23 protein-coding genes are annotated in these 22,787 nt (G+C 69.5%); 10 read left to right on the top strand and 13 right to left on the bottom strand.

Going from position 1 to position 22,787, the window contains the following annotated elements; translation table 11 throughout:
* Positions 1 to 5 precede the first annotated feature (5 nt).
* From ACIBX3_RS03965 to ACIBX3_RS03955, 3 genes are read right to left on the bottom strand one after another with little or no spacing between them, the layout of a single operon-like run.
* Positions 6 to 971 carry an adenylate cyclase regulatory domain-containing protein gene (locus ACIBX3_RS03965; protein ID WP_397112804.1) on the bottom strand — a complete coding sequence of 322 codons (966 nt, stop codon included), beginning with the start codon at positions 969 to 971 and terminating at the stop codon, positions 6 to 8.
* Complete coding sequence (locus ACIBX3_RS03960; RefSeq protein WP_397112802.1) at positions 968 to 1,477, bottom strand: PH domain-containing protein; 510 nt, start codon at positions 1,475 to 1,477, stop codon at positions 968 to 970. Before ACIBX3_RS03960 ends, ACIBX3_RS03965 begins: the two co-directional genes overlap by 4 nt.
* Before the next feature lie 55 nt (positions 1,478 to 1,532).
* Positions 1,533 to 2,354, bottom strand: coding sequence for a biotin--[acetyl-CoA-carboxylase] ligase (locus tag ACIBX3_RS03955; RefSeq protein ID WP_397112800.1), 822 nt, complete (start codon positions 2,352 to 2,354; stop codon positions 1,533 to 1,535).
* A 113-nt stretch (positions 2,355 to 2,467) separates the two neighbouring features.
* On the opposite strand from ACIBX3_RS03955, the gene fdhD reads away from it, so the two are divergent.
* The gene (gene fdhD, locus ACIBX3_RS03950; protein ID WP_397112798.1) at positions 2,468 to 3,307 is read left to right on the top strand and encodes a formate dehydrogenase accessory sulfurtransferase FdhD; all 840 of its coding nucleotides are present in this window, start codon (positions 2,468 to 2,470) and stop codon (positions 3,305 to 3,307) included.
* 13 nt (positions 3,308 to 3,320) lie between these two features.
* Here the strand turns inward: fdhD and ACIBX3_RS03945 are convergent, their stop codons facing one another.
* Positions 3,321 to 4,373, bottom strand: coding sequence for a class I SAM-dependent methyltransferase (locus ACIBX3_RS03945; protein ID WP_397112796.1), 1,053 nt, complete (start codon positions 4,371 to 4,373; stop codon positions 3,321 to 3,323).
* A gap of 417 nt (positions 4,374 to 4,790) precedes the next feature.
* Here ACIBX3_RS03945 and ACIBX3_RS03940 point away from each other — a divergent pair, with 417 nt between their 5' ends.
* Positions 4,791 to 5,459 (top strand): response regulator transcription factor, encoded by a 669-nt coding sequence (locus tag ACIBX3_RS03940; protein WP_043620820.1) that lies wholly within the window; start codon positions 4,791 to 4,793, stop codon positions 5,457 to 5,459.
* A gap of 4 nt (positions 5,460 to 5,463) precedes the next feature.
* On the top strand, positions 5,464 to 6,744 hold the full coding sequence (locus tag ACIBX3_RS03935) for an ATP-binding protein (RefSeq protein WP_397112794.1): 1,281 nt from the start codon (positions 5,464 to 5,466) through the stop codon (positions 6,742 to 6,744).
* Here ACIBX3_RS03935 and ACIBX3_RS03930 read toward each other — a convergent pair.
* Positions 6,728 to 7,210 carry a GtrA family protein gene (locus tag ACIBX3_RS03930; RefSeq protein WP_397112792.1) on the bottom strand — a complete coding sequence of 161 codons (483 nt, stop codon included), beginning with the start codon at positions 7,208 to 7,210 and terminating at the stop codon, positions 6,728 to 6,730. The two genes, ACIBX3_RS03935 and ACIBX3_RS03930, sit on opposite strands and share 17 nt — an antisense overlap.
* A gap of 256 nt (positions 7,211 to 7,466) precedes the next feature.
* On the opposite strand from ACIBX3_RS03930, the gene ACIBX3_RS03925 reads away from it, so the two are divergent.
* The 3 genes from ACIBX3_RS03925 (at position 7,467) to ACIBX3_RS03915 (ending at position 10,114) form a co-directional block, all read left to right on the top strand.
* A complete protein-coding gene (locus ACIBX3_RS03925; RefSeq protein WP_397112790.1) occupies positions 7,467 to 8,615 on the top strand; it encodes a 5-(carboxyamino)imidazole ribonucleotide synthase in 1,149 nt (382 codons plus the stop codon).
* A 67-nt stretch (positions 8,616 to 8,682) separates the two neighbouring features.
* On the top strand, positions 8,683 to 9,177 hold the full coding sequence (purE, locus tag ACIBX3_RS03920) for a 5-(carboxyamino)imidazole ribonucleotide mutase (protein ID WP_397112788.1): 495 nt from the start codon (positions 8,683 to 8,685) through the stop codon (positions 9,175 to 9,177).
* Between the two features lie 13 nt (positions 9,178 to 9,190).
* Positions 9,191 to 10,114 carry a GNAT family N-acetyltransferase gene (locus ACIBX3_RS03915; protein ID WP_397112786.1) on the top strand — a complete coding sequence of 308 codons (924 nt, stop codon included), beginning with the start codon at positions 9,191 to 9,193 and terminating at the stop codon, positions 10,112 to 10,114.
* A 7-nt stretch (positions 10,115 to 10,121) separates the two neighbouring features.
* Here the strand turns inward: ACIBX3_RS03915 and ACIBX3_RS03910 are convergent, their stop codons facing one another.
* On the bottom strand, positions 10,122 to 11,435 hold the full coding sequence (locus ACIBX3_RS03910; protein ID WP_397112784.1) for a UDP-glucose dehydrogenase family protein: 1,314 nt from the start codon (positions 11,433 to 11,435) through the stop codon (positions 10,122 to 10,124).
* Positions 11,436 to 11,561: 126 nt separating this feature from the next.
* On the opposite strand from ACIBX3_RS03910, the gene ACIBX3_RS03905 reads away from it, so the two are divergent.
* Positions 11,562 to 12,725, top strand: coding sequence for an acyl-CoA dehydrogenase family protein (locus ACIBX3_RS03905; protein ID WP_397112782.1), 1,164 nt, complete (start codon positions 11,562 to 11,564; stop codon positions 12,723 to 12,725).
* A 442-nt stretch (positions 12,726 to 13,167) separates the two neighbouring features.
* The gene (locus tag ACIBX3_RS03900) at positions 13,168 to 14,319 is read left to right on the top strand and encodes an alginate lyase family protein (protein ID WP_397112780.1); all 1,152 of its coding nucleotides are present in this window, start codon (positions 13,168 to 13,170) and stop codon (positions 14,317 to 14,319) included.
* Here ACIBX3_RS03900 and ACIBX3_RS03895 read toward each other — a convergent pair.
* Entirely contained in the window at positions 14,316 to 14,483 is a 168-nt protein-coding gene (locus ACIBX3_RS03895) for a hypothetical protein (RefSeq protein WP_397112778.1), read from the bottom strand. The two genes, ACIBX3_RS03900 and ACIBX3_RS03895, sit on opposite strands and share 4 nt — an antisense overlap.
* 796 nt (positions 14,484 to 15,279) lie before the next feature.
* Here ACIBX3_RS03895 and ACIBX3_RS03890 point away from each other — a divergent pair.
* Positions 15,280 to 15,696 carry a VOC family protein gene (locus ACIBX3_RS03890; RefSeq protein WP_397112776.1) on the top strand — a complete coding sequence of 139 codons (417 nt, stop codon included), beginning with the start codon at positions 15,280 to 15,282 and terminating at the stop codon, positions 15,694 to 15,696.
* Between the two features lie 132 nt (positions 15,697 to 15,828).
* Here ACIBX3_RS03890 and ACIBX3_RS03885 read toward each other — a convergent pair whose 3' ends face one another.
* On the bottom strand, positions 15,829 to 17,313 hold the full coding sequence (locus ACIBX3_RS03885) for an ATP-binding protein (protein WP_397112774.1): 1,485 nt from the start codon (positions 17,311 to 17,313) through the stop codon (positions 15,829 to 15,831).
* 206 nt (positions 17,314 to 17,519) lie between these two features.
* Between ACIBX3_RS03885 and ACIBX3_RS03880 the strand changes: the two genes are divergently transcribed.
* Complete coding sequence (locus ACIBX3_RS03880; protein WP_397112772.1) at positions 17,520 to 17,936, top strand: peptidase inhibitor family I36 protein; 417 nt, start codon at positions 17,520 to 17,522, stop codon at positions 17,934 to 17,936.
* A 259-nt stretch (positions 17,937 to 18,195) separates the two neighbouring features.
* On the opposite strand, the gene ACIBX3_RS03875 is transcribed toward ACIBX3_RS03880, so the two are convergent.
* The 5 genes from ACIBX3_RS03875 to ACIBX3_RS03855 all read right to left on the bottom strand — a co-directional run bounded on the left by ACIBX3_RS03875 (position 18,196) and on the right by ACIBX3_RS03855 (position 22,777).
* Positions 18,196 to 18,933, bottom strand: a complete 738-nt coding sequence (locus ACIBX3_RS03875; RefSeq protein ID WP_397112770.1) for a DUF4097 family beta strand repeat-containing protein — start codon at positions 18,931 to 18,933, stop codon at positions 18,196 to 18,198.
* 245 nt (positions 18,934 to 19,178) lie between these two features.
* Positions 19,179 to 20,030 carry an LLM class flavin-dependent oxidoreductase gene (locus ACIBX3_RS03870; RefSeq protein ID WP_397112768.1) on the bottom strand — a complete coding sequence of 284 codons (852 nt, stop codon included), beginning with the start codon at positions 20,028 to 20,030 and terminating at the stop codon, positions 19,179 to 19,181.
* Positions 20,027 to 20,872, bottom strand: a complete 846-nt coding sequence (locus tag ACIBX3_RS03865; RefSeq protein WP_397112766.1) for a GNAT family N-acetyltransferase — start codon at positions 20,870 to 20,872, stop codon at positions 20,027 to 20,029. The genes ACIBX3_RS03870 and ACIBX3_RS03865 overlap by 4 nt, the downstream gene beginning before the upstream one ends.
* Before the next feature lie 80 nt (positions 20,873 to 20,952).
* Positions 20,953 to 21,300: an STAS domain-containing protein gene (locus ACIBX3_RS03860; RefSeq protein WP_397112764.1), complete on the bottom strand. Its 348-nt coding sequence runs from the start codon at positions 21,298 to 21,300 to the stop codon at positions 20,953 to 20,955.
* 34 nt (positions 21,301 to 21,334) lie between these two features.
* On the bottom strand, positions 21,335 to 22,777 hold the full coding sequence (locus tag ACIBX3_RS03855) for an LCP family protein (protein WP_397112762.1): 1,443 nt from the start codon (positions 22,775 to 22,777) through the stop codon (positions 21,335 to 21,337).
* Between the last annotated feature and the right edge of the window lie 10 nt (positions 22,778 to 22,787).

Raw genomic sequence — 22,787 nt, 5'->3', positions numbered from 1 at the left:
TTGGGTCAGAGGGTTGATCTCCGCAAGACATAGGGCTGCACCACGCCGAGGCCCCTTGCCGGGCGGCGTCTGAGCTTGCGGAGCTCGTAGCCGTCCAGTCCGCCGGCCAGCTCCGCGTCCACCAGGACGGTGCCGGGGCGGGCGATGGCGGTGAGCCTGGCGGCCAGGTTGACGGTGGTGCCGAACACGTCGCCCATCATGGGCACCACCGGGCCGTACGCCATGCCGATGCGCAGCTCATCCGCGTCGACCAGGTCGAGCGCGATCGCCGCCGCCTGCGCCGCGGTCGGCGCGGTGAACAGCACCTCGTCGCCCAGCGTCTTGACCAGCCGGGCGCCGTGCGTGGCCGCCACGTCGGAGGCGCGCGACTCGAACCCCTCCACCAGCGCGGCCAACTCCCGCTCGTCCAGCTCACGGGCGCGCCGCGTGAACGCCACCAGATCCGCGAAGCCCACCGCCATCGGCACCCGGGTCGGCACGGGCTCGTCGTTGAGGTCGGCCAGGGCCAGCAGCCGGGTGCCGGCCGCGGCGAGCTGCGCCCGCCAGACGTGGATCAGCACGTGCTCGAAGTCCGGCAGCATGCCCTGCGCGGTGTCGAGCATCTTGGCCAGGTCCTCGTCGCCGGGCTCCGGCGGCAACATCGCGCTCGTCATGATCTCCGCCTGCCACTGCGCCAGCCTGGCCATGGTCTGGCCGAGCGCGCGGGCCATGCGGACGACCGTCTCCTCGTCGAGCAGGCCGCCGTGGAGCATGCTGCGGACCCGGCGCAGGGCGGCGACGTCGGCGTCGGTGAACGCCACGGCGTCGTCGGCGCGCTGGGCGAACCCGAGCGCCCGCCAGATGCGCGCGGCCAGGTCCGGTGAGACGCCGCTGCGGGACGAGACCTGCTCGCGTGTGTAGCGCGGCGGCAGGCCGAGGAGCAGCCGCTCGATGTCCTCGGCGGTCGGCCGGCCCCGCGCGCTCTCGCTCAACGGCCGTCGATCTCGCCGTCCGAGACGTCCTCGACCAGCCTGAACAGGTCGGTGCGGACATCCTGGATCCTGGGGATGTCACGCAGCACGATCTCGCCCCGGTCCCCCGCCGACTCGACGGTCAGCGTGCCGCAGCCGAGCAGGCGCTCGGCGAACGTCTGGTCGGAGCTGACGGTGTTGACCTTGGCGATCGGGATCTCGTCGGTCGACTTGTTGAGCACGCCCTGGCTGATCGTGAACCGGTGGGTGGTGAGCACGTAGCCGGTGTTCTTCCACCGCAGGTAGGGCACGAACGACCAGATCGTCAGCAGGATGAGGGCGATCACGACGACGGCGATCCTGGAGTAGGAGGCGAACTCCCACTCCGGCATGAACCACAGCGCCGCGCCCGAGGCCGCGGCGATGAGGACGAGCGCGACGAACGGCCCGATGAGCCGCTTCCAGTGCGGATGGAAGGACCGGACGCGGCGCTCACCCTGCGTCAGATGGTGGTCGGGAAGGGTCATGGCCCAAATCGTGCCACCATCGCCGCCCGGCGGCTACGCGGACGACCCAACCCGCTCAGCCCGCGATCCGGACGTGCACCACGTCGCCCGCGCTCAGTGTGTACTGCTTGTCCTCGCCCGCCACCTGGAGGTGCCCGAACTCGTCGACGCCCGTCGCCTGCCCGATCAGCACCTCTCCGCTGGGCAGCTCCAGCCTGACCAGGCGGCCGATCGTGGCGCTCGCCGCCAGGTAGGCCGAGCGCAGCCCGGACGCCTCGGGGTCGCCGCCCGCCTCCGTCCAGTCCAGGTAGTGCCTCTCGACCTCCCTGAGGACGGCCCTGAGCAGCGGATCCCGGTCCGTGCACGCCGCCTTCTCGATGGCCAGCGACGTGGCCGCCTCGATCGGCAGCTCCTCCGGCCTGAGCGACACGTTCAGCCCCATGCCGATGACGACCGCGTCGTCGGACCGCTCGGCCAGCACGCCGGCCAGCTTGCGCTCGCCGATCAGCAGGTCGTTGGGCCATTTCAGGCGCACGTCCACCTCGGCCAGGCGGCGTACGGCCGAGGCGGCGGCGACGCCGTACATGAGGGCCAGCCAGCCCATCGCGGCGACCGGGATCCGCGGCCTGAGCAGGATCGAGAACGTCAGCCCCGAGCGGGGCGGCGCCGTCCAGGCGCGGCCCAGCCTGCCGCGGCCTGCGAGCTGCGACTCCGCCACCAGCACCGTGCCCTCCGGGGCGCCCTCGCGGGCGGCCTCGGCGAGGTCGGCGTTGGTCGAGCCGGTGCTGTCGACGACGGTGACGCCGGTCCACAGGCCGCCGGGGTGGACCAGGGCCCGGGTGAGCGCCGCCGCGGAGAGAGGCGGACGGTCGAGGTCGGAGTAGCGGGAGTCGGGCATCCTCCTATTTTGGCAGCGGAGGAAGATGGAGAGATGAGCCAGCGTCTGGATTCGCGCCGCCGGGCCTCTTGGCGCCCGTTCGGCGACAACGCCTTCGTCACGGTGGGGCCGCTATGAGGACGCGGCCGGGCCCCACCACCCGCATGCGGATCCGGGAGATCACCGGCTCCGTCACCACGGACCGCCGCGACGACCTGGCCACCGAGGAGCCGCTGGAGATCCGGCTCACCGCGCCGGACGGTGCCCGCAAGACCGTGGCCATCACCATGCGCACGCCGGGCCACGACTTCGAGCTGGCCGCCGGGTTCCTGCACGGCGAAGGGCTGGTGCGGCCCGGCGAGATCGCGGCGATCGCCTACTGCACCGACGAGGACCTCCCGCCGGAGGCCCGCTACAACACGGTCACCGTACGCCTGCGCGTTCCCATCCCCGACCTTCCCGCGCTGGACCGGCACTTCCTCACCTCCAGCGCGTGCGGCGTCTGCGGCTCCGCGAGCCTCGACGCGCTACGCGACCGCTGCGCGCCGATCCCGCAGGGGACGCTGCGGCTCACCCCCGAGATCCTGTACGGGCTGCCGGACGCCCTGCGCCAGGCCCAGGGCGTGTTCGGCAAGACCGGCGGGCTGCACGCCGCGGGCCTGTTCTCGGCCACCGGCAGGATGGCAGGCCTGCGCGAGGACGTCGGGCGCCACAACGCGGTGGACAAGCTGGTCGGCTGGGCCGCGCTGGCGGAGCGGCTGCCGCTGGCCGAGCACGTGCTCATGGTCAGCGGCCGGACCAGCTACGAGATCATGCAGAAGGCGCTGGCCGCGGGCATCCCGGCGGTGTGCGCGGTGTCGGCGCCGTCGTCGCTGGCCGTGGACGTGGCCAGGGACTTCGGCATGACGCTGGTGGGCTTTCTGCGCGGTGAGCGCTGCAATGTCTACGCCGGTCAGGAGCGGATCCAAACCTAGCTGCCGGCAGGGATCACGGGATCAGCCGGTAGAAGCGCCAGAAGCCGAACTCCTCGATCGGCAGGACCTCGATGTCCCGGAAGCCGGCCTCCCTGGCGTACCGGCGCAGCGTGTCCGGGCGCATCACGGTGCCGGTCGCCGCGGACGGCCGGTCGCTCATCCCGTCCGGCAGGCAGATGAGCAGGCTGAAACCGTACATCAGGCGCTCGAGGTCGTCCGCGGGCGCCGTGAACGTCTCACCCACGGCCTCGTCCATGATGACGACGGCTCCGCCGGGCATGATCGCGTTGCGCGCCGCCGCCAGCGTGTCCACCGGCCGCGCCATGTCGTGCACGCACTCGAAGGCGAAGACGGCGTCGTACCGGCCGTCGCCGAGCAGCGCGGCGTCGCCGCGGTGGAAGGAGAGGCGGTCGCCGAGGCCGGAGGCGGCCGCATTGCGCTCGGCCAGCACGACGGACGGCCCGTCGAGGTCGACGCCCTCCACCCGTGCTTCCGGGTACGCCCTGGCCAGCGCGATGGACGACCATCCCGCCCCGCAACCGACGTCGGCGATGCGGGCGCCGGGACGGCGGAGCACGGCGTCGAGCGCGGGCACGCCGGCGAGGGCGCCGGGCAGCGCGTGCTCGAACCAGGGCCGGTTCATGTCGGCCTGCGATTCCCGCACGTCCGCCCCGAACGTCTCCCAGCCGACCCCGCCACCGCCTCGGTAGGCGTCCAGCAGGGCGGGCAGCTGCACCGCGGCGCCCGCCAGCATGCGCGCCAGCGGGGCGAGGTAGGCCAGGCTGGACTCGTTCGTCAGGACCTCGGCCGCGCCCTTCGGCAGCACGAAGCGGCCGTCCGCGGCCACCTCCAGGATCCCGGCCGCGGCCTGCTGCTCCAGCCACTCCCTGGCATAACGCTCGTGGCCGCCCGCCCGCGCGGTCAGCTCCTCGGCACTGGCCGGGCCGTGCGCGGCCAGCGCCCGATACCAGCCCAGCCGGTCGCCGATGTGCACGGAGAGCACCTCGATGGTGCCGAGCGCCGCCTGGAACAGGCGGCCGGCGAACTCGTCGGTAGTCGTGGTCATGATTGTCTTCCCTTTTCCGTAGAAGTCCCGAACGAGCATCGGTGTCGCCGGAGGCCACGAAAAGGTCATTCGGCACAGAGCGTGAGACGTTCTTCGATGAGACCGTCCCGGAAAGCCGGTGACCGCGCCGGGATCGCCTGGGCGCGCCCGCATGATCATCTTCGACGGCCCGTACCATTTGCCGGACGCGACACATCTCGACCGGATCGCCGGGTCGATGACCGGCTTTCTCCGGCAGGATTGAGAATCCTGGCGCCGGGCATGACCGGTCAATGATCTCTTCAGGAATACCGCGGTAATTTAATCACGACCAACCGTATTTTAGTCGTGTTTGCCCAGGTCAATGGATAGGTCAACGACGAGTCAAACCGCGCGCTGTGCCCGGGAAACGATCCCCTAAGGTCCTACGATCGCTTCATGACCTGCGTACTTCTCGCCGAGGACGACACCTCGATCTCCGAGCCACTCGCGCGTGCGCTGCGCCGCGAGGGCTATCAGGTCGAGGTGAGCCCTGACGGCCCGCAGGCCCTGGAAAGGGCACTGTCGGGCGGCATCGATCTCATTGTTCTTGATCTCGGCCTTCCTGAAATGGACGGCCTGGAAGTGGCCCGCCGGATCCGAGCCGAAGGGCACGGGACCCCGGTCCTCATACTCACCGCCCGCGTCGACGAGGTGGACACGGTCGTCGGCCTCGACGCCGGCGCCGACGACTACGTGACGAAACCATTCCGGCTGGCCGAGCTGCTGGCCCGGGTGCGCGCGCTGCTGCGCCGCGGCACCTCCGAGACCCCGGTCGTCCAGGGCGTCCGCATCGACGCGGACTCCCGGCGCGCCTGGATGGGAGAAAAGGAGCTGCATCTGACGACAAAGGAATTCGACCTGCTGCGCGTGCTCGTACGCGACGCCGGCAAGGTGGTCACCCGCGAGCAGATCATGCGCGAGGTGTGGGACACCAACTGGTGGGGTTCCACCAAGACGCTCGACATGCACATCTCCTGGCTACGCCGCAAGCTCGGCGACGACGCCGCCAAGCCCCGTTACATCACGACCGTCCGGGGAGTCGGCTTCCGGTTCGAACGCGAGTAGGCGGATGCGCCGTCGACTGCTCACCTCCACCTTGGTCGTCGCGGTGATCGCGGTCCTGTTGCTGGGGGTCCCCCTGGGCGTCGTGGTGAGCCGCCTGATCGTCGACGAGGCGGCTCAGGAGCTCGGGGCGGAGGCGAAACGCCTCGTGGGAGAGGTCGAGTATGCCCGCGTCCAGGAGACGCCGCTCGACCCCCAGCAACTGGAGCAAAAATACCCGGGCAGGTACGTCCGGATCTGGGAACGCGGAACCCCTCTCAGAGTGACCGTCGTCGGCAGCCCTCCGGCGTCCGGTCACCTGATGACGGAGGAGGCCCAGACCAACACCGGCGTCTATGTGCTGATAAGTCGTGACCGAGACAGGGTCGAGCAGGATGTACGGGCCCGCCTGCTGCTCATCGTCGCCCTGGCCGTCGCCGCCCTCGCGGTGGCCGTGAGCCTGGCGGTCGTGCAGTCCCGCCGGCTGACGCTGCCCCTGCAGGACCTGGCCAAGATCGCCGACCGGCTCGGCTCCGGCGACGCCCGGCCGAGCAAACACCGCTACGGCATCCCCGAGCTCGACCGTGTCGCCCAGGTGCTCGACCGCAGTGCCACCCGCATCTCCGACCTGCTCACCCGCGAACGCGAGTTCGCCACCGACGCCTCACACCAGCTCCGCACGCCGCTGACCGGCCTCACCATGCGCCTGGAGGAGATCGTCGCCGCCTCCGACCATCCGGAGGTCGTACGCGAGGAGGGCGAGGCCGCGATCGTCCAGGCCGAGCGGCTGACCGCCGTGATCGACGAGCTGCTGGCAGCGGCCCGCCGCCAGCGCCACGCCCAGGCGGAGCCGGTCGCGATCGACGAGGTGCTGATTCAGCAGGTCAGGGAGTGGGAGCCGGTCTTCAGGGACGCGCACCGCACCCTGCGGCTGGACGGCTCCCGCGGCCTGAAGGCGATGGCCACCACCGGCGGCTTCGGCCAGGTCATCGCGTCCCTGCTGGAGAACTCCCTGCGACACGGCGGCGGCGCCGTCACCGTCACCACCACCAGCGGCGACAACTACGTGGTCATCGAGGTGGCCGACGAGGGCCCGGGCATCGCCGACGAGATCGCCCCCAAGATCTTCGAGCGGAACGTCAGCGGCGGCGGGGGCACCGGCCTCGGCCTGACGCTCGCCCGCGCGCTGGCCGCAGCCGACGGCGGCCGACTGGAACTCGTACGCCGCCGCCCCGCGACGTTCGCCATCTTCCTGCGCCCGGCGGAGGATGACGGCGGGAGGAACCGGGTGGTCAGCGGTCCTGCGTGACCCCGGTCTCGGGCAGCTCCACCGGGATCGGCTCGGTGGCCTCCAGGAACACCCATCTCTTGTACGACCAGTAGCGGAAGAGCGTCCCCAGCCCGACGCCGATGATGTTGGCGATGTTGAAGCTGAGCGGGTCCTCGAGGCCGAGCGTGTAGGTGGTGAAGCCGATCGTCAGCATGCCGAACAGCAGTGCGATGCCGTTGAGCAGGAAGAACAGGAAGTATTCACGTCCGAGCCCGCTCTGCTCGCGGTGCCGGAAGGTCCAGTAACGGTTGCCGGCATAGGCGAAGGTCGTCGAGATCGTCGTCGCCACGACCTTGGACGTCAGCGGCCCCCAGTCCAGCACGACGTTGCACAGGTTGAGCAACCCGAGGTCGATGACGAAGGCGACGGCCCCGATGCTGCCGAACTTGGCCAGCTCATGGACAAGGGAGGCGAACCGCTCGTAGAGGCGTTTGGTGAAGTCCACGTCTCTGCTCGGTCCCTTCCGTTGTCGAGCTCGGTCATCCCAGCGTACCGGCCGTGATGCAGGACCGGTGTCAGACGGATGAACTTACCCCGTAAAGACAGCTTTAGAAATATCGTCTTATACGACGCGTTTACGAAAGGCGGGGATTACCCTGCCATGCAGGTCGCTGGGCGGTCGTGCTTCGCAAGGCGACCCGGAACGGCCGCCCAGCCCTCCATGGAAGAGTTGTCGTTGCGTCCCGGTAAGCTCACCTGGCGTGAGTTCATACCGCCCCATCGGTCCCGTCGTCGGCATCGTCGGCGCAGGCCAGCTGGCCAGGATGTCGCAGCAGCCCGCCATCGCGCTCGGCGTCGAGCTGCGGGTGCTGGCGGGCGCCCCTGACGAGAGCGCCGCGCGGGTGATCGTCGACACGCGCATCGGAGACTACCGCGATCTGGGCGATCTCCGCGATTTCGCCCAGGGGTGCGACGCGATCACGTTTGACCACGAGCACGTCCCGACCGAGCACATCAGAGCCCTGGCCGGCGCCGGCCACTCCGTCCACCCGGGCGCCGACGCGCTCGTCCACGCGCAGGACAAGGCGGTCATGCGCGAGCGGCTGACCGCGATCGGCGTTCCGTGCCCGGCCTGGTCGCGGCTCTCGTCGGCGGCGGACGTGCCGGGCTTCGCCGAGGAGCACGGCTGGCCCGTGGTGCTGAAGGCGGTGCGCGGCGGCTACGACGGCCGCGGCGTGTGGGTGTGCGAGGACACCGCGCAGGCCGAGGAGGCGTTCGCGTCCGGGGCCGAGCTGATGGCAGAGGCGTTCGTGCCGTTCGAGCGGGAGCTCGCGGTGCTGGTGGCCCGCTCGCCGCACGGGCAGGGCGTCAGCTACCCGGTCGTGGAGACCGTGCAGCGCGACGGCATCTGCGTGGAGGTGCTCGCGCCCGCCCCCGGCCTCGACCGGGAGGACGCCGCCGCGGCCCAGCACATCGGCCTGAAGATCGCCCACGAGCTGGGGGTGACCGGGCTGCTGGCGGTGGAGATGTTCCAGACGGCGCGCGGCCTGGTGGTCAACGAGCTGGCCATGCGCCCGCACAACAGCGGCCACTGGACGATCGAGGGCTCGCGCACGTCGCAGTTCGAGCAGCACCTGCGGGCCGTGCTCGACCTGCCGCTCGGCTCGCCCACGATGACCGCCCAGGTCGTCGTCATGGCCAACCTGCTCGGCGGCGACGACCCGGATCTGTTCAAGCGCTATGAGCACGTGCTGGCCCACGACCCCGGCATCAAGCTGCACTTCTACGGCAAGCAGGTGCGTCCTGGGCGCAAGATCGGCCACGTGACGGCCCTCGGCTCCAACCTGGACGAAGTACGCGCCCGCGCCCGCCACGCCGCCGTCTACCTGATGACCGGGGAGTACACGTGAGAGAGCGAAGCGAACGAATCAACAGGCGCGGCATCTTGATCTTCACGCTGCCGACGAAGGAGACAGCGTGAAGATCGGCATTGTCATGGGCAGTGATTCCGACTGGCCGGTCATGAAGGCCGCGGCGGAGGCCGTCGCTGAGTTCGGGGTGCCGTTCGAGGCCGACGTCGTGTCCGCGCACCGGATGCCGACAGAGATGATCGAGTACGGCCGCCAGGCCGCCTCACGTGGCCTCCAAGTGATCATCGCCGGCGCCGGCGGGGCCGCGCACCTGCCCGGCATGCTCGCCTCGGTCACGCCGCTGCCGGTGATCGGGGTGCCGGTGCCGCTGAAATACCTCGACGGCATGGACTCGTTGTTGTCGATCGTCCAGATGCCGGCCGGGGTCCCGGTGGCCACGGTGGCGGTCGGCGGGGCGCGGAACGCGGGGCTGCTGGCCGTACGCATCCTGGCCGCCTCCGACGCCGGGCTCCGTGCCCGCATGGAGGAGTTCCAGGGGCGGCTCAAGGAGCAGGCGTACGCCAAGGGCGAGCGCCTGCGCGCCGAGGCCGCCGAGCTCTGACGGAGCCCGCTACGTGGGGGCCCTTTTCGCGGGCGTCCCCGACCACTACTGTGCCGGGATGGACGCCGTGATCAGGGCGCACGCCGCCCGCGTCCGGGCCGCCGATCCGCTGGTCAGAGGCCAGGACGTGCTGCCCGGTGCAGGTGACGTGATCGAGGTCCGCGACGCCGTGGGCAGGGCGTCCGTGGAGAGGGTCGACCCCGGCAGCATGCGGGCCGCCTGGTCCCCGCTGGTCCTGCACCGGCTCCAGGCTCGCGTGAGCGGCCCTGACCCGGAGGCCGCGCTGGGCGCGCTGGTGGACCGGTGGGTGGCCGGTCTGCGCCTCGACGAGCCCGACCAGGCGCTCACGGTGTCCTGGCCGAGCCGGGACACGACGCCGGTGCGTGCCCTGGCCGTCCGCAACTTCGCCCCCGTGGTGGTGCAGGCCGTCCACCGGTTTCCCGCCAGGGCCGCCGCCGCTCGGGGCCTCCGCCGGGCCACCGCGGCCGACCTCGAGACGATGGCCCGGCTGTACGACCGGCTGGTGGCGTACGACGCGCAGTTCGGCTGGGTGACGTTCCGCCCGTCGACCCCGTCCCGCATCCGCGAGTATCTGGCCACGGAGGTGCTGCCCACGGAGTGGTGCTGGCTGGCCGCGCCGGACGGCGAGGCGGTGGGCTGCGTCGTCGTGCAGCCGCCCGACCGCTCCGGGTGGATCGCCGGCTCCGTGAACGCGGCGCCGGCGGCGTACCTGAGCGTCATGTACGTGGAGCCGTCCGCCCGGGGGCGCGGCGTCGGCGCGATGCTCACGGCGGCGGCTCACGGCCACGCGGCGGGGCAGGGCGTGACGGCGATCACGCTCCACCACGCCCTGCCGAACCCGCTGTCGACCCCGTTCTGGTCCCGTTGCGGCTACCGCCCGCTGTTCACCCAGTGGGTGCGCCACCTCGGGGCATGAGCGCGCTCTACGGCCGCCCCAGAGCGCGGTAGTGCCATCCGGCTGACCGCCAGATCTCCGCGTCCAGCGCATTGCGCCCGTCCACGATGCGCCGGGTGGCGACGACCGCACCCAGCTCCTCCGGATCGAGCTCCACGAACTCCTGCCACTCCGTGAGCAGCAACACCACATGCGCCCCACGCACCGCCTCGACGGCCGACTCGCCGTAGTTCAGCTCGGGATGCGCCTTGCGAGCGTTGTCGAGCGCGATGGGGTCGTACACGGTGACCTGTCCGCCCTGGTGGCCGATCGTCACGGCGACGTCGAGGGCGGGGGAGTCGCGAATGTCGTCCGAGTTCGGCTTGAAGGCCGCCCCCAGCACGCCCACCGTGCACCCGTGGAAGGACCCGCCGGCCAGCGCCCTGGCCATGTCCACCATGCGGGCCCGCCGCCGCATGTTGATGGCGTCCACCTCGCGCAGGAACGTCAGGGCCTGGTCCGCCCCCAGCTCGCCGGCCCGCGCCATGAACGCCCGGATGTCCTTGGGCAGGCAGCCGCCGCCGAACCCGAGCCCGGCACTCAGGTACCGCCCGCCGATCCGGTCGTCGTACGACAGCGCCTCGGACAGCTGCCTGACGTCGGCATGGGCGGCCTCGCAGACCTCCGCCATGGCGTTGATGAAGGAGATCTTGGTGGCGAGGAAGGCGTTGGCGGCCGTCTTGACCAGCTCGGACGTGGCGAAATCGGTCACCACGAACGGAATGTCGCCCAGCGGCTCGTAGACCTCACGCAGCACCTTCTCGGCCCGCTCACTGCGCACGCCGAGCACGATCCGATCCGGCTTGAGCGTGTCCTCGACGGCGAACCCCTCCCGCAGGAACTCCGGGTTCCAGGCCAGCTCGGCCTCGACCCCGGCCGGGGCCAGGCGGGCGAGCTTGTCCGCGAGCCGCTCGGCGGTGCCGACGGGCACGGTGGACTTGCCGACGACCAGGCATTCGCGGTCGAGGAGCGGCGCGAGCGACTCGACGGCGGCGTCCATGTAGGAGACGTCCGCAGCGTACTCGCCGCGTTTTTGCGGCGTGCCCACGCAGACGAAGTGCACGTCGCCGAATTCGGCGATCTCCTCGTACGAGGTGGTGAAGCGGAGGCGGCCGGACTCGAGCCCGCGGCGGAGCACCGGCTCAAGGCCGGGCTCGTGGATCGGGAGCTCACCGGCGTTCAGCCGGCGAATCTTGTCGGCATCGATGTCGAGGCCCAGGACGTCGAATCCGAGATCCGCCATGCATGCGGCATGCGTGATACCCAGGTATCCGGTCCCGATCACCGTGAGGCGATATGGCACGAGAGAGCTCCTTTCGATCGCGCAGGCATGCTACCGGCCTTTCGCTACCTCCTACGTGCCACCTGCACCTCTTCGCAAACCGTACCGACTGGTAGCAAGATGTTCGGACGTCCTAGTATTCGATGCATGAGCTTCCCTCTTTACGCGACCGCCGAAGAGCACGACATGCTCAGGGAGACGGTTCGGGCCCTGGCAGACGAGAAGATCGCCCCGCACGCCGCGGAGGCCGACGAGAACGAGGAGTTCTCCTGGGACGTCTACAAGGCGCTGGTGGCGGCGGATCTGCACGCCGTACACATCCCTGAGCAGTACGAGGGCGCGGGGGCGGACGCGCTGGCGACGGTGATCGTCATCGAGGAGGTGGCCCGCGCCTGCGCGTCGTCCTCCCTGATCCCCGCCGTCAACAAGCTCGGCACGGTCCCACTCCTCCTGTCGGCCTCGGAGGAGCTGAAGTCCCGCTACCTGGCGCCGGTGGCCAGGGGGGAGGCCATGTTCTCGTACGCGCTGTCGGAGCCGGAGGCCGGCTCGGACGCGGCCGCGATGAAGACCAGGGCGGTGGCGGACGGCGACTCGTACGTCCTCAACGGCACCAAGATGTGGATCACCAATGCCGGCGTCTCCGAGTACTACACGGTGATGGCCGTCACGGACCCGTCGGCAGGCGCCCGCGGCATCTCCGCCTTCGTCGTGGAGAAGTCGGACGAGGGCGTCTCCTTCGGCCCCAAGGAGAAGAAGCTCGGCATCAAGGGCTCCCCGACCCGCCAGGTCATCCTGGACAACGTCCGGATCCCCGCGAGCCGCATGATCGGCGCCCCGGGCACCGGCTTCAAGACGGCCCTGGCGACCCTGGACCACACCCGCATCACCATCGCCGCCCAGGCCTTGGGCATCGCTCAGGGCGCCCTGGACTTCGCGATCGGCTACGTGAAGGAACGCAAGCAGTTCGGCCGCCCGATCGGCGACTTCCAGGGGGTGCAGTTCATGCTCGCCGACATGGCCATGAAACTGGAGGCGGCCCGGCAGCTCACGTACCACGCGGCGGCGAAGTCGGAACGCGCGATGCACGGCGAGCCGCAGAAGGACCTGACGTTCCTGTCGAGCGCGGCGAAGTGCGCGGCGTCGGACGCGGCAATGGAGATCACGACGGACGCGGTGCAGTTGCTGGGCGGGTACGGGTACACGAGGGACTTCCCGGTGGAACGCATGATGCGCGACGCCAAGATCACCCAGATCTACGAGGGCACGAATCAGATCCAGCGCATGGTCATGGCCCGGCAGCTCCTGAAATAGGCATTGACCAGCGGAAACCCCGCCTGCTAATTGTGCGAGGCGGGGGTGCTTTTCTGGATCGCTTCTTCGACGGGGACACCGTCACCGGCCCCGCCGTATGACCCCGTTCAATCCCAGGCGAAGATCGACATGATCTTCGTGCGCCAGGACCGGATCGCCGGCCCCTACGTGGGGGCCTCCCTCAGCTCAGCATCGTCACAACCTGTACGGGGATACCAGCCACCGAGAGCTACCCCGCGGGATCCTGCTCGGATCACCGCATCGTCTTCGGCACCGTCACCGTCGCTGTCGGCTGAGCACGTTAGGCCTCCACGATTGCCCGGCGGGGTGTCCAACCGTGGGTACGGTATGCGGCGGTATAGCGGCCGATGTCCACAGCGCGAAACGTTGACAGCTGAATCGGCGGCTGGCTGAATGGACGTCCGCGCTTGGAAGGAAACCCTTGCGTCTCGCTCGCCCTTTCGCCGCCACCATGCTCGTGACCGCCGCCTTATCCGCCCCGCAGCCCGCGCAGGCGGCCGCGTTCAAGCATCCCGGCGTCCTGGTCAGCCGCGCTCAGCTCGACTTCGTCAGAGCCAACCTCGGCAACGAACCGTGGAAGTCTGCCTGGAACGCCCTGCAAAAGAGTTCGTACGCCTCGCTGTCCTACACGGCCAAGCCCCGCGCCGTCGTGGAGTGCGGTATGTACGGGAACCCCGACCACGGCTGCTCGGACGAGCGTGAGGACGCCAATGCGGCCTACACACACGCCCTGCGGTGGTACCTCACCAAGGACTCCCGCTACGCCAAGAAGGCGATCCAGATCATGGACGCCTGGTCAGCCGTGATCACCCAACACACCGGGAGCAACGCGCCGCTGCAGACCGGCTTCGCGGGCGCCAACTTCTCCCGCGCCGCCGAACTCATCAAGCACACCTACACCGGCTGGACCCAGGCCGCCCGGTTCGCCGGCAAGCTGCGCACCGTGTACCTCCCGACCGTGATCGCCGGAAGGCCCAACAACCAAGGCAACTGGGAACTGATCATGACCGATGCCGCCATCGGCATCGCCGTGCACCTGGACGACCGCGCCTCCTTCAACCAAGCGGTCACGACCTGGCGCGGCAGGCTGCCCGCCTACATCTATCTCAAGACGGACGGCTCGCTGCCCAAGGCGCCACCGAACAGCAAGCACGACACCAAAGCCGAGATCATCGAATACTGGCACGGGCAGACCAAGTTCGTGAACGGCCTTACCCAGGAAACCTGCCGTGACTTCGGGCACACCGGATGGGGGCTCGCGGCCATCTCCCACGTCGCAGAGACGGCCCGCCACCAGGGCGTGGACCTGTACGCCACGGCCAAGCACCGGCTGCGATTCGCGATGGACTTCCACGCTCGCCTGCAACTGGGTGCGACGGTGCCATCGTGGCTGTGCGGCGGAAAGGTCACCCCCGGCCTCGGGCCGAACCTCGAAGTCGGCTACAACGCGCTGCACCAGCGTTTCGGATACGACATGCCCCATGCCAAGAAGTGGGTGAAGCAGAAGCGCCCGGTCGGTGCCTCGCGCTTCCTGGCCTGGGAGACCCTCACCCACGCGAAGAACCCGCGCTAAGCCGCGATGAGGGATCGGCCACGCCGGACTTCAACTCCGACGGCGTGGCCGACATCTTCCGCCGCCTGGGCGTCGGTCAGCGCGCTCAGCGCGCTCAGCACCGGCTCGGTCCAGCAGCGCTGCACCCGGCTGCCGTCGGCATCCAACTCGCCGATGCCACGCAACGATCGCAGCAGACGCGCGCAGGAAAGCCGCGAGCTGGTGACCTGGAAGGTGACCGGCCGTTCCTTTCCGAACCGCGATGGCCGCGCCTTCCGACGTTAAGGTGGTCCGGATCAAGGCCTGGCTCAAGTCGGTGTCAGCACCGGATTTTATGAAAGCTTCAACACATATGCGTTCCGACACCCGGCAGTCGTGCGAGCGGTGGGCTACTTCAGCATCTGATCCGGCCGTCTCTCCCCACAGATCCCGTTGCCGGGATGGTTCATCATGCCATCAGTGGCCAAGGTGAGGGGATCGCGGTTCCCCGGTAGCGGTAGCGAGTGGTGCTGACCGTCGCCGGGTTGAACAGCGTCGCCTCGCTGGTGGCCGGCCACCAGCCTCCTCGGCAGTATTGGCGTCGGAGCTGTCTCCAGGTGGTGCGGCGGTGTTTGCGCCGGAGCCAGCCGAAGACCTGCCGCCAGAGCACGTGGCTGAGATAGCCGAACGTCCTCCAGTTCTGTTGATCCGAAGGTTCGAGACAGCCGTTTCCTCGCCGGTGGAAACCAGGCCAGAATAGCGCCCCGACATTTCGCTGTCCATTTCGCGCGCCATATTAATAATTAATATGGCGAGCCAAATGAAACCGCGTCGAATTCGGTGACGCCACCCGCCGGGATTCGGCCGCACGGCCTTCTTCAGGTGCTCTCGGGCGGTCACTGGCCGATCCCGCGTGGCTCCGGACCCGGTCATGAGGATGACGACGGCACGGGCCGGCCCGGGAAGCCCCGAATCCTGCCGGGACCTCATAGGGTCACGGCGGTGAACGACAACCCCACCACGGGAACGCTGCACCACGTCGAGATCTGGGTCCCCGACCTGCGGCGGGCGATCGGGAGCTGGCAATGGCTGCTGGAGTCCCTCGGCTACGCCCTCTTCCAGGACTGGAGCGGTGGCCGCAGTTGGCGGCTCGGTGCCACGTACCTGGTCATGGAGCAGTCGCCCGCCCTCACCGCCACCCGCCACGACCGCTGCCGCCCGGGTCTGAACCACCTGGCCTTCCACGTGGAGGGGGGTGCCCGGCTCGACGCTCTGGTGGAGCAGGCCCCTGCGCACGGCTGGACGCTGATGTTCCCCGACAGGCATCCCTGGGCCGGTGGAGAGGGGCATTACGCCGCGTACCTGGAGGACGAGGACGGGTTCGAGGTCGAGTTGGTTGCTTGCATTCCCCCTGATTGACCAGCGGCAACAGGAAGGAGCTCACAAGGGCGCCGGCGAGGACGGCTACGTCAATCATGTCGCCGAGTCGTCAGGGGACGGCGCGGCAGGAAAGGGGCCATCTCCTGCAAGCCCTGGGGGAGGCGATCGTGTTTATTTGAGGCCGTACAGGCGTGGCAGGTCGACGAGGACCAAGTCGGCGCGGGAGGCGGCCGTTCGCGCGAGGTCCGGGGTGAAGCCGGTTGCCGAAAAGACAACAGTGACCAGGTCGGTCGTGTCGTGCCCCTGTCGAGTGAGCAGATCGCGGATGCCGTCCAGACGTTCAAGGTCGGGCAGCCCTCGGCGGGCTAGGGTGGCCTTGGCCTCGCCGATCAAGTGGATGCGCGTGTTCTCGGTGGCGATGACGTCGATGTCATGCTTGGCACGTCCCGCGTTGTCCTGGATGCTGCCGAAGCCCACCGCGCCGAAGCCGATCGGACGGCCCAGTTCGTCCGGGGCGAAGCGGTGGACCCAGTCGCGGGCAAGCTCTTCCAGGTGAGGTCCGAGGATGTTGGATCGGAAGGTCGGGGCGGCGGCGTGCCATACCTGCTCGGCCCGGCCCAGTTCGAGTTGGCCGAGGTAGGGGGCGGTGATGAGGCGGTCGAAACGGATGATCGGGTCGCAGACGGAGAGCGTCGGCTTTCGACTGCGGATGAGGTCCTGGGCCCTGGTGAGGTAGCCGGCGGATTCGAGGACGCTGATGGGGTAGCGGACCGCGTTGCTGTCGCGGCCGATTGCCGCTCCTATCTTGGCGGGGGTGTGGGCGCCCTGCGCGACCGCGCTCAGGATGTCGTAGTAAAGGGAACGAGCGGTGATCCGTGGGTCTTCGCGGAGGAGGTAGTCGACCTCGGCGCGGGTGAACACGCTGACGTCGACCGCGAGGAGGTTGTCGACGACCCAGGCGTCGAAGTCGTCGGCTGACGTCGGCCCGCCGGTCATCAGAGGACGGTAGCCGGGGATGCCGCCGACGCAGGCATGCACGCGCAGAGCGGTTTCCGGATCGTCGATGCCCCACAACCGGGCGGACTCGCGGTAGTCGAGCGCGTTGAGACGCATGTCCATCATGGCCCGACCTCTGAGCGGCTGCGTGCCCGACAGCAGCGTGTGCATCACACTCAGCGCGGAGCCGCAGAGGATCAGGCGGCCTCCTGGGGCTTGACCGCGCTGGGAGTCGTCGTACAGATGCTGGATGAGCGATGGTAGTTGAGGTGCGTCGCTCATGACGTACGGGAACTCGTCGATGACAACGACGCCAGGGGAGCCTGGCGGAGCCAGGCGGGCGGCGGTGTCCAGGGCCGCACGCAGTAGGCGCTCCCAGGATTCCGGCTCCCCACGCACTGTCTCGCCCATGCCGGCATGGCGAGCCAATGCGGAGGCGAACCTGCGCCTGGCCGCACGGTCGCCCTCGTCTTGGACGCAGGCGATGTAGAGGCCGCCGAGCGCCTCGGAGATGGCGGTCAGGAGCTGTGTTTTGCCTGTTCGGCGGCGGCCCGACACGAGACCGAGCCGTAGCGGGCCGTTGCGCTCTCCCCCTAGCAGAAACTGCTCCATGGCACGCCACTGCCGGTCTCGCCCGATGATGTGAGGTGGCTTGTCCATGGGCTCCTCCGGCAGCAACTCCAACTGGGTTTACGCTCATTATAGTAAATGGATTTACGCGGTTACACGTAAATCGACTTACGAGAATGAGCGAGCTACGTGGAGGCGATCGGCGGAGTCGGCGGGCCGTTGCCTCTTCCCCAGCAAGATCGGGCCAGGTATGGTCAAGCCGTCATCAGAAAGAAAGTTTCATCCATGGAGGCATCGTGGGCAAGAAGCTTCACTTACTGGCGCTCCCGGTCGTTGCCGCCGCCGCGCTGACCATGCTGACGAGCGTGCCGGCCCAGGCGGCCGACGGCTATGACCGCTGCCGGGTCAACTACTACTGCCTGTTCTCCGGGCTCGACGGCACGGGCGACATCGTCGAGATCCAGAGGGACACGCCTGATCTCGCCGCCCTGAACATGGCAGGCCGGGCCAAGTCGGACTGGAACCGTACGACTTCCAATGTTCACCTCTACTCGGAGGCGAACTACGGCGGCTGCTCCGCCGGGAGCCGCGCCGGCGCCAAGGGCAATTTCTTCCACACGTTCCAGGACTTCTTCCACTCCGTCCGGGTCGGCGGCCCGAACGGTCCCTCCTGCCTCACCATGACCCGTTCGGCTGCGGACTCCCACGGCTGACCCGGGTGCTGCGGCCGGGCATCCGTGCGCGATGCCCGGCCGTGGTCCCCGTCGCCACAGTCTCATCGAGAGCGTTTACGTGTTACACGTGGCTCGGCGTCAGAACTCCAGTCAGGCAGCCCCTCGCTTCCTGGAGTGGTCATGCGTGCACGGCGTCGGCTCAGCGCGTTTGTCGATGGCTCTTGCGGGCTTGCCCATCCCGTTTCTGTCAGCGCTACCCAGCCGTTGCGGAGGGCCGGGGGGCACCCGGCCCTCCGGGTCACCTGGCCAGGATGCGGACGTCTCCCGAACCGCTGCGGGCCACGATGGTGCCGGCGGCCTCGGGGTCGCTCTTGATCTCGGAACGCTCGCTGCCGTCCGTGCTCCTCGCCGTCACGGCATAGGAGCCCTTCGGTACGGCCGCCGTCACTCTTCCGTCGCTGGACTGCAGGTCGAGCTTGGCAGGCGTGCCGGCGAACGACAGATCGATCGCGCCGTCCGCGGTACGGCACCGGACGTTGACCGATTTCAGCCCGTCGCCCGTGATCGGGCCCTCGCTGCGCAGCCGCAGCTTTCCCGAGGTGCCGGACACCTGGATGCGGTCCCTGCTGACCACGTCCACGTCCTGCGGGAGGTCCTTCAGTATGACGCCGTCCGCCGCGTCGACCGACAGCCGTACGCCGGGTGGGACCTTGACGTGGTAGCGGGCCCCGCAGTCGCCGAAGACCATGTTGCAGTCGGCGCCGAGCCGCAGGGTGCCGTCCCGCAAGGACCAGCTGGCGTTGCCCTGGTCGGCGGCCTTGCCGCGGACCCACCGCTCCACCTCGACGTCGCCGCCGGCGGCGCCGGGGAGGACGCGGACGCCGCCCAGCGAGGAGATGATCTTCAGATCGGTCCCGGCCAGGGGGAACGACTGGACGGCGCGTACCTCTTCGGCGTCCAGGTCCAGGCCGCCGCAGCCGGCCGTCGCCAGTGCCGCCACCGTCGCGCACGTTGCTAATGCCGCGATTCGCCTCATGGGATCGATCGTGTCCGAGCGCCGCCCTCCGGCCATCGGCCATCCGACCGAGCACCATCGGCCATTCGGCCATCGCACCATCAGGCCCGCCTCGGGCCCGATCGCCGACCGGGCCCGGACCTTCCCGCGAGCGCGGGCCGGCGCAGGGCCGTGCACTACGGCCCCCGCGTGACGAGAACCGCCCGCCACACGACGGAAGCGCCCGCCAGACGACGGAAGCGCCCGCCACACGACGGAAGCGCCCGCTACAGCGCCGACAGCAGTGCCGTGACGTGGCGGAGCGGGTCCTCCTGGGCGAGCGGGCGCACCGCCACCGTGTCCGCTCCCGCCGCCCACAGGCTCTTGACCTGTGCCGCCGCCTCCTCCGGGGTTCCAGCCGCCATCGCCACATCCTCCGGCGCGACGCCCAGCCACGATGCCTGCCCCTCCACCATGGACCGGGTGAACTCGGCGGCGTCGGCCCCGATGTGGAGGTACGTGAACACCACCACCTCGTGCTCCTCCGCGGCGTCCCCGGCCCCGATCTGCTCCCGGATCCCGGGCAGCTGCGCAGGACCGACGCCTTCGGGAAGGATCGTCCCCTGCGCCACGCGCCCCGACAGCGCCAGCGACTTCGGCCCCTTCACCCCGGCCAGCACGGGCGGGACCGCGGCGGGCGGATGCACCAGCGACACCCCGTCCAGGTGCACCGAGCGGCCGTCCAGGGTGACGGTCTCGCCGCGCAGCAACGCGCGTACGGAACCGATCGTCTCCTCCAGCAGCGCCAGCGGCGACGGCGGGGCCGCGCCCGCCTGGCGCATCCAGTCGCCCACGCCGTGTCCGATCCCCGCCGCCAGCCGCCCGGGATGCACCCGGGCCAGGTTGCCCAGCTCCATCGCCAGCAACATCGGATTGCGCAGGGGAGCGGGGGAGATGCCGATGCCGACGCGCAGGCGGGAGGTGACGGCGAGCGCGGTGGCGGCCGAGGAGACGCCGCCGGTCCAGCCCAGGTCCTCCACCACCCACAGGTCGTCCACGGACGTCTCGTCCAGCGCCCGGGCGAACGGGATCAGTTGCTCGGGAGGCAGGTCCCGGTCGAACATCACGCCAAGTCTCACGATTGCCTCCAGCAGTAGCGGAACAGTCGGCCGACCTCCGAGTATCCAGCACGCAGGAAGGCGTTCGCCGTTGGGCCGTTGGCCACGTCCGTGCCCGCGACGATGCGCTCCACGCCCGCCTCGGCCAGCGTCCTGGTGCCCTGGGCCAGGAGGTCGTTGACGTAGCCGTGGCCGCGGTGTTCGGGGACGACGCCGATGTAGGCGATGGAGCGGTCGTCCGGGGCGACCAGGCCCACGGGGGAGTCATCCAGATAGCCGATGACGAACCAGTCGGGCTTGGCCTTGCGGCTCATCAGGTCGTCGTACATCCATCGGGCCTCGCTCTCCGCGCCCGCCGTCGCGACCTCGACCTGCGTGTCGTAGTCCAGAGAGCCCTCGGAGACGCGGACGAGGAGGCCGAGCACCTCGTCGCGGTCCATGCGCCGCGCCGGGCGGTAGGTCAGCCGGCTCGGACCCGGGGGGAGGTCGGTGCCGGCCGCCCATTCGAGCAGCAACCGCTCGACCTCCATGGCGAAACCGGCCAGGGTCAAGGCCTCATGCTCGAGGGCGCGATCCACGGCCGGGGTGAGTCCGGGCTCGAGCGGGAGGTCACAGATGATCTTGGCCAGTCCCATCGTGTCCAGGCTGCGGCGCAGCAGGTCCGCGGCGGCGACGGGATCCGGGCCCGGGGCGAACTGCCAGACGATCACCGGCTCCGAGCCGGGGAAGGGCGCCCAGTACGCCAGGCGCGCCTGCCCTTCCGTGAAACACCACTCGGGCCGCGTCCTGCCCTCGTCGAAGGCGGCCGCGAGCTGGGAGCGCACCGGCTCGGGGAACTGGTCGAGCAACGTGAAAGCCTCCACACCCTGCAGGGGCTCTCCGCCATGCCATGGGGAGGTGTGCCCGCGATGAACATGACCATGTTCTCGCACACCTCAAGGAGTTAAGCCGCGCTCTCGAGAGTGGTGCGGGCCTCGCCGATCGACTCGCTCATCTCGAAATGCCGGTCCAGGTTTGTGATCATCAGCAGGTGACGGATCATGCCGGGGGCGAGGACGAGGATCATGCGGCCGTGCATGTGGTGGATGCGGTTGAGCGTGGCCACCAGCACGCCCAGTCCCACGGAGTCGCAGAACGGCACCTCGGTGAGGTCGATGACCAGGTGGGGAGGGTCCGCCTCGGCGATCGCCTGCTCGAGTTCCGCCCGCAGCCGGGGCGCGCCCGCCACGTCGAGATCACCTACGACATGGAGCACCGTACAGGGGTCCTCCCGCCACGATCTGACCACCATGGGCCTCACCTGCCCGAACTGCAGAAAGTTATGCCTATTTCTTACATATGTTCTGCATTGCCGTTTTAGTCGTTGGTGTAACACTCGGCTTGGCGGTTGTGACGGTTGCCGGCTTTTGTTTCTGGATTTTCGGCTGGTCGCTGCCGATGATCACCTCGACGCCGTCCACGTCGGCCTTTTTCAGCTCGGCCCCGGGAATCGCGGCGGCCACCACGCGCGCCGCGCTCTCCTGGCCCGCGGCGTACCGGACGACGGTCTTCTTGTAGTCCTTCTTGGCGGTGTTGCCCGGCTCGTCGGGGACCTTGAAGCCGTATGCGACCAGCGCCTCCTTCGTACGGGCGCCGAGGCCGGTGATGAGCGTGCCGTTCTTGACCGTGAGCGAGATGCTCCCGGGCGCGATCGGCGAAGGCTTGCTCGACGGCGTGACGGTGGGCGTGGGCGTGGGCTTGGTCAGGTCCTGATCCGTGTTGATCTTGGTGAACATGTCCCTGGCCGCCTGCTTGTCCCACAGCACCGCCGACTCGCCCGTCGGCGCCTTGAATGCGACGTTGGCCAGCGGCACCTCGGCGAACTTCACGTCTTCCAGCGAGACGTCCCTGAGCTGGGTGGCCAGGCCCAGCAGCCCGTCGTCGGGGTCCACCTTGACCGTGCTGAGCGTCGAGTTGACGAACGAGGCCAGCTTGCCCGGGTTGGCCAGCGTGTCGGCGCTCAGCGCCCGGTTGAGCAGGGCCGAGATGACCTGCTGCTGCCGGTCGATGCGGTCGAGGTCGGAGCGGGCGGTGGCACGTGTGCGGGCGTAGCCGAGCGCCTGGACGCCGTTGAGCTGGTGGGTGCCGGCGGGCAGGTTGAGCGCGATCTTGGAGTCGTTGATCGGCACGGGCGTGCACACCGTGACGCCGCCGAGCGAGTCGACCACGTCGATGAAGCCCAGGATGTTGACCTCGATGTAGCGGTTGATCTGCAGCCCGGTGGCGGCCTCGACGGTCTGCTTGGCGAGCTTCGGCCCGCCGAACTGGTACGCCGAATTGATCTTGTGGTCGCCCTTGCCCGGGATCGTCGTCCACGTGTCGCGCGGCAGGCTCACCACGGTGACCCGGCGGTGGTCCTCCGACAGGTGGATCACCATCATGGTGTCGGTGCGCTGGCCGGCCTCGCGGCCGAGCTTGAGCCGGTTCTGCTGCTGGCGGGTGAGGTCGTCGCGCTTGTCGACGCCGACCAGCAGGATGTTCTCGGCGCCGCTGGACGAGGGGGCGGTCACGCCCGCGTCCACGGTGCCGATCTGGCGCGGGGTCGCCCACACCACGCCCGTGGTGACGAGCACGCAGGTGGACAGGAAGCCGGCGGCGATCACGTTGCGGCGGCGGGCCTTGGCGCTCCGCTTGACCGGCCTGCGGGTGCGGCCGGGCGGGAGCGTGACGCCACCGTAGGCGTCGCCGCCCACGAGTACTCCGGCGTCCTCCTCGCCCGCGTCGCGCATCCCGTCCCCC

The sequence above is a fragment of the Nonomuraea sp. NPDC049480 genome, from assembly GCF_044465905.1.
Classification (GTDB): Bacteria; Actinomycetota; Actinomycetes; order Streptosporangiales; family Streptosporangiaceae; genus Nonomuraea.
This window is presented reverse-complemented; position numbering and strand designations above follow the sequence as displayed.

What these genes read in the sequence shown, in the direction of transcription:
- ACIBX3_RS03960 (WP_397112802.1), bottom strand. Translation starts at nt 1,477, where the DNA reads ATGACCCTTCCCGACCACCATCTGACGCAGGGTGAGCGCCGCGTCCGG.
- ACIBX3_RS03955 (WP_397112800.1), bottom strand. Translation starts at nt 2,354, where the DNA reads ATGCCCGACTCCCGCTACTCCGACCTCGACCGTCCGCCTCTCTCCGCG.
- fdhD (WP_397112798.1), top strand. Translation starts at nt 2,468, where the DNA reads ATGAGGACGCGGCCGGGCCCCACCACCCGCATGCGGATCCGGGAGATC.
- ACIBX3_RS03945 (WP_397112796.1), bottom strand. Translation starts at nt 4,373, where the DNA reads ATGACCACGACTACCGACGAGTTCGCCGGCCGCCTGTTCCAGGCGGCG.
- ACIBX3_RS03940 (WP_043620820.1), top strand. Translation starts at nt 4,791, where the DNA reads ATGACCTGCGTACTTCTCGCCGAGGACGACACCTCGATCTCCGAGCCA.
- ACIBX3_RS03935 (WP_397112794.1), top strand. Translation starts at nt 5,464, where the DNA reads ATGCGCCGTCGACTGCTCACCTCCACCTTGGTCGTCGCGGTGATCGCG.
- ACIBX3_RS03905 (WP_397112782.1), top strand. Translation starts at nt 11,562, where the DNA reads ATGAGCTTCCCTCTTTACGCGACCGCCGAAGAGCACGACATGCTCAGG.
- ACIBX3_RS03885 (WP_397112774.1), bottom strand. Translation starts at nt 17,313, where the DNA reads ATGGACAAGCCACCTCACATCATCGGGCGAGACCGGCAGTGGCGTGCC.
- ACIBX3_RS03875 (WP_397112770.1), bottom strand. Translation starts at nt 18,933, where the DNA reads ATGAGGCGAATCGCGGCATTAGCAACGTGCGCGACGGTGGCGGCACTG.
- ACIBX3_RS03860 (WP_397112764.1), bottom strand. Translation starts at nt 21,300, where the DNA reads ATGGTGGTCAGATCGTGGCGGGAGGACCCCTGTACGGTGCTCCATGTC.
- ACIBX3_RS03855 (WP_397112762.1), bottom strand. Translation starts at nt 22,777, where the DNA reads ATGCGCGACGCGGGCGAGGAGGACGCCGGAGTACTCGTGGGCGGCGAC.